Origin of the sequence: Acinetobacter sp. BIGb0102, from assembly GCF_003815055.1 — a bacterium.
Classification (GTDB): Bacteria; Pseudomonadota; Gammaproteobacteria; order Pseudomonadales; family Moraxellaceae; genus Acinetobacter; species Acinetobacter vivianii.
Window position 1 is genome coordinate 184,692 of sequence record NZ_RKQE01000010.1, and the last position, 11,556, is coordinate 196,247.

Annotated in this window: 10 protein-coding genes; 7 read left to right on the plus strand and 3 right to left on the minus strand. The window is 40.4% G+C overall.

Annotation, left to right across the window (positions count from 1 at the left end; translation table 11 throughout):
* Positions 1-80: 80 nt before the first annotated feature.
* Entirely contained in the window at positions 81-1,619 is a 1,539-nt protein-coding gene (gene ilvA, locus EC846_RS03710; protein ID WP_123774235.1) for a threonine ammonia-lyase, biosynthetic, read from the minus strand.
* A 104-nt stretch (positions 1,620-1,723) separates the two neighbouring features.
* Between ilvA and rpiA the strand changes: the two genes are divergently transcribed.
* Together rpiA and EC846_RS03720 are read left to right on the plus strand one after the other, a co-directional pair.
* Positions 1,724-2,395 carry a ribose-5-phosphate isomerase RpiA gene (gene rpiA, locus EC846_RS03715; protein WP_004772412.1) on the plus strand — a complete coding sequence of 224 codons (672 nt, stop codon included), beginning with the start codon at positions 1,724-1,726 and terminating at the stop codon, positions 2,393-2,395.
* Positions 2,395-3,090 carry a M48 family metallopeptidase gene (locus EC846_RS03720; RefSeq protein WP_123774236.1) on the plus strand — a complete coding sequence of 232 codons (696 nt, stop codon included), beginning with the start codon at positions 2,395-2,397 and terminating at the stop codon, positions 3,088-3,090. The genes rpiA and EC846_RS03720 overlap by 1 nt, the downstream gene beginning before the upstream one ends.
* Here EC846_RS03720 and EC846_RS03725 read toward each other — a convergent pair.
* Entirely contained in the window at positions 3,087-3,698 is a 612-nt protein-coding gene (locus EC846_RS03725; RefSeq protein ID WP_123774237.1) for a CDP-alcohol phosphatidyltransferase family protein, read from the minus strand. The genes EC846_RS03720 and EC846_RS03725 overlap by 4 nt on opposite strands.
* Before the next feature lie 306 nt (positions 3,699-4,004).
* Positions 4,005-5,516 carry a hypothetical protein gene (locus tag EC846_RS03730; RefSeq protein WP_123774238.1) on the minus strand — a complete coding sequence of 504 codons (1,512 nt, stop codon included), beginning with the start codon at positions 5,514-5,516 and terminating at the stop codon, positions 4,005-4,007.
* A gap of 296 nt (positions 5,517-5,812) precedes the next feature.
* Between EC846_RS03730 and argC the strand changes: the two genes are divergently transcribed.
* From argC to EC846_RS03760, 5 genes are all read left to right on the plus strand, one after another.
* On the plus strand, positions 5,813-6,862 hold the full coding sequence (gene argC / locus EC846_RS03735; RefSeq protein WP_123774558.1) for an N-acetyl-gamma-glutamyl-phosphate reductase: 1,050 nt from the start codon (positions 5,813-5,815) through the stop codon (positions 6,860-6,862).
* Positions 6,863-6,943: 81 nt separating this feature from the next.
* Positions 6,944-7,693: a DUF6776 family protein gene (locus EC846_RS03740; protein WP_004772399.1), complete on the plus strand. Its 750-nt coding sequence runs from the start codon at positions 6,944-6,946 to the stop codon at positions 7,691-7,693.
* Positions 7,694-7,715: 22 nt separating this feature from the next.
* Positions 7,716-8,129, plus strand: coding sequence for an ATP-dependent Clp protease adapter ClpS (clpS, locus tag EC846_RS03745; RefSeq protein WP_171067701.1), 414 nt, complete (start codon positions 7,716-7,718; stop codon positions 8,127-8,129).
* A gap of 730 nt (positions 8,130-8,859) precedes the next feature.
* Positions 8,860-11,145: an ATP-dependent Clp protease ATP-binding subunit ClpA gene (gene clpA / locus EC846_RS03755; RefSeq protein WP_004772396.1), complete on the plus strand. Its 2,286-nt coding sequence runs from the start codon at positions 8,860-8,862 to the stop codon at positions 11,143-11,145.
* Positions 11,145-11,507 (plus strand): YnfA family protein, encoded by a 363-nt coding sequence (locus tag EC846_RS03760; protein ID WP_005257818.1) that lies wholly within the window; start codon positions 11,145-11,147, stop codon positions 11,505-11,507. Before clpA ends, EC846_RS03760 begins: the two co-directional genes overlap by 1 nt.
* Positions 11,508-11,556: the final 49 nt, after the last annotated feature.

Consider the following 11,556-nt stretch of genomic DNA (forward strand, 5'->3'; position numbering starts at 1 on the left):
GTGTTGTCGTCTATCAAAGATTGAATAGATGTTGATAAAAATAAAGCCGACATCATGCCGGCTTTAAGTCATTAAGCTGCTTATTTAAGGAAACGCTTATAACCAATATTGTTGCTGATTTCAGCATATGGATAAGTGATCTGCTCTAATGTTTCAATCAGACCATCTGGATTCTGTTTAGCATCAGTCGCTTCCAGACCCACCAATACACGACCTTCCGCTGCACCGTGATTACGGTAATGGAACAAGGTAATGTTATGGGTTGGCCCCAAGCGCTCAAGGAAGGTGAGTAACGCGCCTGGACGTTCTGGGAATTCAACACGGAATAAACGCTCATTTTCAATATTGGCATGTCCACCAATCAGATAACGAATATGCAGTTTTGCCACTTCATCATCAGATAAATCATCCACCTCATATTGCTGTTTCAGCATATTGTGAATTTCATGACGCTCAGCTTCACCACCTTTTAAGCTAATTCCGACAAAGACTTGAGCCAGATTGCTTGAGCTCGCGCGATAGTTAAATTCGGTAATGTTACGACCTTGCAATGCTCGGCAGAAGTTGAGGAATGCACCTTTTTGCTCAGGAATCGTCACGGCATAAATTGCTTCACGGCGTTCACCTAGTTCGGTACGTTCTGCAATATAACGTAAACGGTCAAAGTTCATGTTGGCGCCACAAACAATCGAGACCATGTTTTTATCAGTCAATTGATGCTCTGCAACATATTTCTTGATGCCAGCCAAGGCCATGGCACCAGATGGTTCGACGATGCTGCGATTTTCATCATAGGTATCTTTAATGGCAGCACAGATTTCATCTGTATCGACCATTACGATATCGGGTTCAACGATTGGGCCTGAATTATCCGATTTACGTAAACGGATCACATCAAAAGGTAATTCACCAATTTGAGCGACCGCTGTACCGTCAGCAAATAGACCTACATGCGGCAATACCACGCGTTCATTTGATTCGAGTGCAGCTTTTAAACATGCTGATTCTTCGTATTCAACACCAATGACTTTGACATGCGGTGCCACTTCACCGAGATAGGCCGCAACACCCGCAATGAGTCCGCCACCACCAACAGCAACGAAAACATATTCAACATCACGCCATTGGCGCAGTAATTCATTGGCAATTGTGCCTTGACCAGCAATCACCAGCTCATCGTCATAAGGTGGAATGAAAACCAGCCCTTCATCTTCCGCACGTTGTTTTGCATATTTGTTGGCAACATCAAAGCTATCGCCGTATAACACCACTTGACCGCCCAAGCGTTTAACAGCCTGAACTTTAATATCAGGTGTCGTGCTTGGCATAACGATAATTGCAGGAATACCTAATTTTTTTCCAGACAATGCTACGCCTTGCGCATGATTACCTGCGGATGCACAAATGACACCACGATCAAGCTGGTCTTTAGGAAGCTGGCTGATACGGTTATAAGCACCGCGGAGCTTGAAAGAGAACACAGGTTGTAAATCTTCACGCTTAAATCGAATGTTATTATTAATTTTTTGACTAATTCGTGGAGCTGCTTCAAGCGGTGTTTCAATTGCAACATCATAAACCGTTGCTTGTAAAATTTGTCGTACCACACGAGACAGCATGTTCTTCTTCCCTATAACAGTTTAAAATAGACGATCATTGTAGCAAACCCCTGTGCATTTGCGCTGTTTTCTTGCAGCAAATGTCAAAATAGTTGAGTGAAGTCATGAGTCTATATGCAACCCAAGATGAAAAAAAACAAGCTGCGGCAAAAGCAGCTTTGAAACATTTGCCTAAAGGCGGCATTTTGGGCGTAGGAACAGGAAGTACCGTTAATTTTTTAATTGATTTATTGCCTGAATTGCAATTAGAAGCAGCTGTCGCTAGTTCGAATGCAACCGCTGAGCGTTTGAAGAAGCTCGGTATTGAAGTTGTGGATATGAACTCGGTAGGTGGCCTAGATGCCTATGTAGACGGTGCTGACGAAATCGACCGCCATATGCATATGATTAAAGGCGGCGGCGCTGCATTAACGCGTGAAAAAATCGTTGCGTCGATTGCAAAGAAATTTGTATGTATCGTTGATGATTCAAAATGGGTTGACCAATTGGGTCGTGATTTTCCACTTCCTGTTGAAGTGATTCCGATGGCACGTTCTGCTGTTGCGCGTAAAATCGTCGCTTTAGGTGGTGATCCAGTTTATCGCGAAGGTGTGGTTACGGATAATGGTAACGTGATTCTGGATGTATTTAACTTAAACATTCTCAATGCGCTTGAGCTGGAAAAAACCATTAATGACATTCCTGGTGTTGTCACCAACGGTATCTTTGCATTAAATGCAGCAAGCATTGCGATTGTTGCAACTAATAATGGTATCGAAGAGCGTACTGCACAATAATGCAGGCAGTTTCATTAGAAACGTTATTACCTGAAATTAAGATGGTTCGACATGCAAGGGCGAGAAATCTGCGCTTGCGTGTGGAGCCCACAGGTATTCGTTTAACGGTTCCGCTATTTTGTAGTAAAAAACAGATCCAGCAGTTTTTAACTCATTCTGAGCAATGGCTGGTTGAAACTTGGGGTAGACAACAAAAACAATTTAGTTTGAACGTGGATTTGCCTGAGCAACTTTCATTATTCTTTCATTCCCAACCGTTTCAGGTTATTCGACAATCACAACGACATATTTTTAAGTTTGATTGGGAACAGCAGACGATCTTTATACGAGATACGGCGTCGGAAAAAGCGTTACAGGCAGCCGTCATGGCCTATGCCAAGCAATTTTTACCTGATTATTTGGATCAGGTCAGTCGGGAAATTGGCTTGGCTTATCAAGCTTGTACTATTCGAAATCCGAAAACTCGTTGGGGAAGTTGTAGTTCCAAACATGACATTATGCTTAGTGCTGCATTAGCGCTGATGCCTGAACACAATGTCCGAGCTGTATGCGTGCATGAATTAGCACATACCAAACATTTTGATCATAGTGCGGCGTTCTGGAATGAAGTTGCTAAATATGATGAAAACTATCTGATCCATCGTCAGCAACTGAAGCAAATTCAATTACCGAGCTGGTACTATAAAAAGGACTAACCGTTAAAAAAGCGGTTATGTTGTACAGTTAAACCTTTTCGGATACGCCAAGCCTGTTTAAGGTTTGGAACATCATTCTGCCAGTGTTTCAGCACAAAGATGATGGCAATGATTTCCGCACGGGTCAGAATTCCTAGCCAGAACACAATTAGAAATAGAATGTGGGATTGTCCAGTTAGAGTTACTTGCACCAACAGTGCAAATAAAAATAAAGTCCAGATTTTGGCACCGAGACTATGGGTGGCAACTTCTTTGCGAAATTTAATGAAACTGACCACATAAATGGCAATTTCAGATGCAACTAAAATAATGATGGGATAGAGATGCTGTTGAAAAAATGCGGGCTGTTGTAGGTAAATCGAAACGATTGCACAAATAAAAAAGATTTGATCAACATTGGAATCAAGTCGGCGTAAGCGCTCATTTGAAACCCCGAGATGTCGGGCAAGCATGCCATCGAAGATATCGCTAAGCAGACCCATTGTGAGAAAAATGACGGTGTAGATCGGATAAAATTCCGGTTTGAATAACGTCACTGCGACGATAAGAAAGCCGAGAACGACTCGGGAATAAACAAGTAAGGTCGGAATTTGATATTTTAGAGACATTCATGAATTGAAATAACATTATTTATTCTGAGTATAGCATCGGAGTAAATGAATGAATTTTAAAATTATCTATTTCATGTAAATAACAGCAGCCTCGAAAGACTGCTGTCGTGTTTAAAACGATTTTATTTAATGCCTAAAGCATCGCGCATGATAAAGAATAAATCGGTTTGATCAATACACGAAACCACCTTTACTTTTTTGGGAGTGGGGGTAAGTGTTTAAATTATATTTTGATTTTCTTTATATTATTTAAAAAAGGCATTGAAAGCGAGATTTCAATGCCTTGATTTATGTTTTAAGTTTTTAAAAACTACATTGTAATTGTGTCGTTTGCAGTTGATCTGGAGCTTTACGATTGTCAAGCCCAGCGCTTGCACTGACTACCTGATTAGCTTTGATTTGAATCTGAATAAAATTATATTGGAAGGTTGCGTTGGTGGGTTGCGATGAACTGCTATTTAAAAGATATTCGTGAGTTGTTTTATTGACCTGTAACAGGTTGTCGGTACTGTCCGCATCAAGTGTTGAGCGATACGTTTGAGAGCCTTTAATCAGTTCAAGTACACCATTTGCCCGAATATTGAGTTGACAGCCATTGCCATCTTCATAATGACCAATCAGATATTCAATAGAAGGTAAGTTTACATTAACCAGATTAATTCCCGTTAATCCTTGCTTACATGGATAAGTAGAGCCATTGCAGGTTGCAGTTGTATCTACAAAGCCAACCGCACGACGGTAATCGCCTGCACCTGAAACACGGAATGAATCAGTAGATTCTATTTGAGGATCAAAGCTATAAACTTTTTGTTCTAATAAATTATAGCCTGATGGATTGATTGAATCCTGCTGGTAGTTCTTTGCCAGTTGTAAGGTCGATTCTTTTAAAGAGGTGCCATAATCATCCCGAACCATTTTTTGGTTTGCGGCTATTTTTAACAGTGTATTTTGAGCTGGATCGATATTTTCTGGTGCATTAGAAACAAGTGTTTTTAAGGCTGTCTTATCACCCCGTAGTATTTTTCCATCAAGTTGCCCATCTCTTAAATCAATTGCCAGATTTTTAGTAAACTCGGTAAAAGAATCGGTGGGAAAGCTGTTGGCCCATTGCTGAATATAACCAAAACTAAAAAAGACAGTGGTATAAAGCGCTGGTAAATTGATGATATCTTGGGCTGTAAAACTGCTGAGTGAATAGGCAGGGCTTAAATTAGGTAGATCAATACTATTAAAGGCACTTAATAAGGCTGTATTTACATCATTTGAAGCCAGTTTTAAATGTAAACTGCTAATTCCCGTCGGATCAATTTTGGCATCAGTTGGAAGATACCCAGAGCGAATAAGTGCTCTTTGATAAATAGCTTCCGAATTCGGATTAATAAAAACAGTCTGGTTGGTTGAATTGAGGTTGATCTCAATCAGCGTATTTAATTGAGTTGAAACATTATTGTATTGACCTGACAAGGGATTATAAATAAGCGCACTAGGCAGGGTTGTTAATTCCACTCTATAAATACGATTTTTAACGCTTTGAGGCAAGGTCAGTGCAAGATTAGTGGTTGTATTGGCTGTCTGCTCTAAAATTAAAGTGTTGTCTGTATTGTCATAAACTTTAATGCTGATATTACGCAGCTCAACAGGCACTTTAACATTTAATGTTCTTGGACTAGGTGTTGGCGTGGTTGGGGTTTCAGTCGGGGTTGATGCTTCGCTTTCACCACTTCCGCAACCGACTAATGTTGAACTTAATAGAAGGGTACCAAGTCCTACGCAAATATAGTAATTTAATCTTTGTTTTTGTCTCAAAGAAGGCATTCCAGCTCTCCAAAATTTTGCATCCATGAAATTTATTATTACCGCAATGTTTTTTTATTCTATTCGAATCCCTAGCGGAAACAATAGCGTTTCTTGACCAATGGTGAAATCATTTCGGATAAAACAAATTGATTTATCTTTAATTGTTGGATCAATAAAAATATAGACTGAAGATAACAACATAAATTTCCAAGCCAGCAGATATTTATTTTCTTAAAAGTTAGAGACTTGAAGATTGTGTAAAAGAGGGCAAACTGCCATACTACAGGCCTAAATGAAAGCTAGAGGTGTCACACGTGATTTCTGTTGGTATTGTTGGTGGAACTGGATACACAGGGGTTGAACTATTACGTCTATTACTTAGACATTCACAGGTTCAAGTTCGTATTCTCACTTCTCGTACAGAAGCAGGAAAGCGCGTTGCTGATATGTTCCCAAGTTTACGTGGCCACACAACACTTGAGTTTTCAGACCTTGATTTAGAACAACTCAAACAATGTGATGTGGTGTTTTTCGCGACGCCACATGGTGTTGCCATGCAGCATGCAGAAGTTTTAACCGCTGCGGGTACTAAAGTGATTGATCTTGCGGCAGATTTCCGTTTACAAAATCTTGAGCAATTTGAAAAATGGTACGGCATGCAACATAGCTGTCCAACGATTTTGAAAGATTCTGTTTATGGTTTAACTGAATTAAATCGTAAAAAGATCAAACAGGCTCAAGTCATTGGTAATCCTGGCTGTTATCCAACAACGGTACAATTGGGCTTGGCACCTTTGTTGAAATCGGATACTCAGCTCGTCAATACGCAAGGCATTATTGTTGATGCGAAATCTGGTGTCTCTGGTGCTGGCCGTAAAGCTAGTCTTGGCATGATTTATAGTGAGAATGCAGATAATTTCAAAGCCTATGGCGTTGCTGGGCATCGTCATCATCCAGAAATTGTGGAAGCACTTGAGAATATTTCAGGTCAAAAAGGTCAGTTTGATCAACTGATTTTTGTACCTCATCTGGTTCCGATGATTCGTGGCATGTTGAGCACGATTTATGTTGATTTAACAGAACAGGGTCAGCAAGCAGATTTACAGGCACTTTATGAAGATTTTTATAAAGATGAACGCTTTGTTGATGTGATGCCTGCGAATAGTTCACCAGAAACACGTAGCGTTCGTGGCGCGAATGAACTCAGAATTGCACTTTATCGCCCACAACCAAATAAGCTGATTATCTTGGTGGCTCAGGATAATTTAGTCAAAGGTGCAGCAGGTCAAGCCATTCAAAATATGAACTTAATGTTTGGTTTTGACGAGGCTGCTGGCTTAGAAGGCATTGGTTTATTACCATAAAAAACGCTTTTTTACTTCACACACATTTAAATTTCGATTTTAATGTGTGCTTTGATGCAAATCATAACGATAGAGATGATGATGGAAAACGTTGAACCGACTACTTCACCAGACAGTTCCGTTGAGAAAAATAAGTTTTTAAAAACGAATTTACCTTTAATTATTGGTGCTACCGTTTTGATCGGTAGCAGTTTTATGCTTGGTTATACTGTCGGACACCGTCAGGGTTTAACCGTTGTTGGCTATGATGCTGATGCGGAACAATTGGTTGATGTTGTCCAGAAGCAGAAGACTGCGTTGGATGCTGTGAGCAAAAACTTAAATGCAGCTGTGCAAGAGCGTGATATGGCTGTGGGTAATGCAGATGACTTATTTAAATCTGTAAATCAGGCCAATGCAGATAAGGCTCAGTTTGAAGGAATGAACGCGATTTATCGTGAAATCCTGAGACAACGTGGTGGTGTAAGTTTAACGATTCAAAATATGGCAATTAAGTCATTACCTGAAAATGCGTATGAATATCAGATTGATCTTGTTCAGGTCAGCCCGAATAAACGCCGTGCTTCAGGTTCAGTCGAATTACGTCTGATTAAAGACACAGAAGTTTTAGTCGTACCTTTAGAAGATAAAAACTTCAACTTTGAAGATTTTGAGCGTTTAACTGGCCGTTGGACAATGCCAAAAGGTTTTACACCGCAATTTATTGAAGTGCGCTTAACTGGATCAGGTACACCGATCATTAAACGTTTTAGCTGGCAACGTGGTAAGCCTGTGGATGTAAGTTCTGCCTTTGTGTCAGAAATTCCTCAAGCCGAAGCGAATGCTCAATAATTTTTTAGATTAAGAACTGGATATGCGAAGATACAAGCGTCAAATGAATTTAAGTGAAGTGAAAAACTCTTTTCATCAATCAGGTTATGTCGATTGGCACTTAAATCCACGTTTAAGTGATTCGCAGGAAGATCATGAAGGTGAAGTGGTTGTACAAACAGCCCCACCTGAACTAAAGCGTCCGCCATTATATGCGGTGGTTTTAATGAATGATGATTACACACCAATGGATTTTGTCATTGAAGTTCTACAAAGTTATTTTGGGATGGACTTTGATCAGGCCAGTCAAGTGATGCTGACTGTTCATTATGAAGGTAAGGGAACAGCGGGTATTTACCCACGTGATATTGCTGAAACCAAAGCAAATCAAGTGAATAACTATGCCCGTGCACAAGGTCATCCGTTGTTATGTCAGATCGAACCTGAGCGAGGATAAAAACAAAGCGAAGCTTTGTTCCGAGCGCAAGACGAGCAACTATGTTGCGAGTGCAGGCGTTAAGAAAAGCAACGCTTTTTAGCTGCGCAAGACCTTGCGCCATGGTATGGCTCATATGCTGTGAGTGAAGGCGTTAAAAGCAACGCTTTGTCCGAGCGCAAGACCTTGCGCCATGATATGGCTCATATGTTGCGAGTGCAGGCGTTAAGATGAGAATTCCTCATGCGCAAGACCTTGTGCCATATATGGCTCATATGCTGTAAGTCAAAGCATTAAAACTATATTCCCGTTCTATAAAACGCATAGCAAAACTCTTGAGAAGTCTTTACGCTTCTCAGGAATTTAGCGCCTGATGATTATATTGAGATCTAGTATTCATCCTTAAATTGTTAAATCATATTGGCTTGATTTTTATGAGGCCTGATTAACATTTGAAAAATTCACTTTAACTACATTATTCTGATATTTATTAAGTAAATTATCATATTTGCTGAATATTTAATCAAATAAGTGGGTTTTATCCACTTTGTAATTGAATTTTTACAACAATACTTTGTTTTGAAACTTGACCAAGATAGTCAACTAATGCTAACAGTAGAATATGAAGCAAAGAGACTTGTAGATGTATATTCAATCACGTTTACAGAAGCTCAGCGGATCAAGTTAATAATTCGCTTTTTCATTAAAAGATTCTCTTTTTTTGATAGAGCCCAAGATATAAGGGGGTTACATGCTCAGTCGTCAATTAGAAGTATCGTTACGTTTGGCTGTTAGCATGGCTCGTCAAAAGAGACATGAGTTTCTGACAGTTGAACATTTGTTGCTTGCCTTGCTGGATAATGATTCAGCCGTAAATGCGTTAAAAGCCTGCGGTGCTGATATCGTTACTTTGCGTAAAGAATTAGAGGAATATGTAGAGCAACATACCCCGAAACTTGGTGATAACAGTGAACAGGCTCCTCATCCGACAGAGAGTTTTGACCGAATTTTGCAACGTGCCATTTTCCATGTTCAATCGAGCGGCGGTGATCGTACAGTTGAAGGTGCCGATGTTCTCGTCGCAATGTATTCGGAACGGGACTCTTTTGCAGTTTATTTGCTTAAACGTCATCAAATTAATCGTTTGACTTTGACTCAATACTTATCTCATGGCACACGTAAAGATGAGATTCAGGTTGAAGAAGAAGTTGAAGATATTGAAGGTGAAAATGCGGCTTCTGCTAATGCAGGTCCATTGGAGCAATATACGCTTAACTTAAATGTTGAAGCACAAAAGGGTAAAACAGATCCTTTAATTGGGCGTGAAAAAGAGATTGAGCGTGCGGCACAAATTTTATGTCGTCGTCGTAAAAACAACCCGCTTTTAGTGGGTGATCCAGGCGTCGGTAAAACCTCAATTGCTGAAGGTTTGGCTTGGTTAATCGTCAACGGTAAAGCACCAAAACCATTGGCAAATGCGGAAGTGTATAGTCTGGATATCGGTGCGCTTGTTGCAGGTACCAAATATCGTGGTGACTTTGAAAAGCGTTTAAAACAATTGTTGAATGCTTTGAAAAAGAATCCAAATGCGATTTTATTCATTGATGAAATTCATATGATTATTGGGGCTGGTTCGAGCATGGGCAGCACCATGGATGCATCGAATCTGATTAAGCCTGCGCTAGCAAATGGTAGCTTACGTTGCATTGGCTCAACCACTTTCCAAGAATATCGTCAGGTATTTGAAAAAGATCATGCTTTGTCTCGTCGTTTCCAGAAAATTGACGTGAATGAACCGAGTATCAATGAAACGATTGAAATTTTACGTGGCTTGAAAAACAAGTTCGAAGATTTCCATCATGTGGAATACGACGATAAAGCCTTAGTTGCGGCTGTTGAGCTGTCTGCGAAATTTATCAATGATCGTTTCTTACCAGATAAAGCCATTGATGTGATTGACGAAGCAGGTGCGCAACGCCGTCTGAAAGCGGAAGTAGATGGTACCACCATCTCTGTTGAAAATATCGAGGACATCGTTTCTAAGATTGCCCGTATTCCACCAAAAACGGTTTCTAAAGATGACAAGTCTGTACTTGAGAATTTGGAACGTGATCTTAAGCGAGTGGTGTTTGGACAGGATGAAGCCATCACGGCACTTTCATCAGCGATCAAATTGTCTCGTGCAGGCTTAAAAGCACCAGATAAACCAGTCGGTAGTTTTGTATTTGCTGGCCCAACAGGGGTTGGTAAAACAGAGGTTACTAAACAGCTGGCGAAATTGCTGGGTGTAGAGCTGGTTCGTTTCGATATGTCGGAATATATGGAACGTCATGCGGTTTCCCGTTTGATCGGTGCGCCTCCAGGTTATGTTGGCTATGATCAGGGTGGTTTACTGACTGATGCGATTCATAAAAATCCGCATTGTGTACTGTTGCTCGATGAGATTGAAAAAGCACATCCAGATGTATTTAACTTGCTATTGCAAATCATGGATCACGGTGCCTTGACTGATAATAATGGTCGAAAATCTGATTTCAGAAATGTGATTATTGTTTTAACCACCAACATTGGTGCTGAAAGTATTGTCCGTGCTAGCATTGGCTTTACTGAACAGGATCATAGTTCAGACAATCAGGATGCAATGAAACGTGCATTCTCACCTGAATTCCGTAACCGTTTAGATGGCGTGATTCAATTTAAAGCACTTCCAACTACGATTATTGATTCAGTGGTAGATAAATTCTTAACCGAGTTGCAAGCGCAACTGGATGAGAAGCAAGTGGTGCTTGATGTCGATCAAAGTGCTCGTGACTGGTTATCAACCAATGGTTATGACCGTCTGATGGGTGCTCGTCCAATGCAACGTCTGATTCAGGAACATCTGAAAAAGCCACTTGCTGAGATGATTCTATTCGGTGAGCTTGCTGAGCATGGTGGTAACGTTGCGGTTTCTGTGAAAACAGAAAATGGCAAAGAAGTCGGTTTAAAACTGGAAGTATTTGAAGATCATATTAACCCGAGTGCTGAACCTGCTTAATGTTTGAACTTTCTTTCTCAATAACCCAAGTACTTAAAGTATTTGGGTTATTTTTCGTTACAGCAATTGCTGAAATCTTAGGTTGTTATTTTCCTTATTTGATTTTGAATCAAGGAAAGTCGCATTGGTTATGGATTCCTACAGCGTTAAGTTTGGCTGTATTTGTCTGGCTACTCACCTTACATCCAGCCGCTTCTGGTCGAATTTATGCGGCCTATGGTGGAATTTATATTTTTACGGCTTTGATGTGGTTACGCTATGTTGATCAGGTCATGTTGACACGCTGGGATATTCTGGGCGGGATCGTTGTTGTTTGTGGCGCCTGCCTGATTATTTTACAGCCGCAAGGTTTGGTTCGTTAAATAAACATCAGCATGGTGCAAATGATCAGCATGCTGATGTTTAGTCCTA